Source organism: Dellaglioa sp. CoH-56-MRSF-13, assembly GCF_056782095.1.
The window spans coordinates 1-276 of the sequence record NZ_JBXAYC010000163.1; the positions used below are offsets into that span (position 1 = coordinate 1).

Here is a 276-nt window from a genome sequence, read left to right on the forward strand (position 1 = left end):
GTCGGGTACCACGTCCCCACTTACGGGCTCATATACAACGGTAAGCAGCTCCATGTTCACTCCTTATTGCGGCTCGTCAAAGATGGGGGCGAAGCGCGGGTCTCCGTTTTCAAGCGTCCCGAAGAACAGCTCATGAGGGCGGACCCACGTCTTTCGTTCATGCGGCCACACGTGTTCGTAGATCACCATCTCTTCCTGTGTCTCCGAGTGCGTGGCAAGTCCCACGAACTTGTAGAGACCACCTTTGTAGTGGCGATGCGTGGCCTCGCGCAACGC

The 276-nt window shown here is 57.6% G+C and carries 1 protein-coding gene; it reads right to left on the reverse strand.

Annotated features, from left to right (window positions below):
- Positions 1 to 63 precede the first annotated feature (63 nt).
- Positions 64 to 276: DUF1653 domain-containing protein (locus AC1RP1_RS08315; RefSeq protein WP_481762773.1), on the reverse strand; the 213-nt coding region annotated here is incomplete at its 5' end.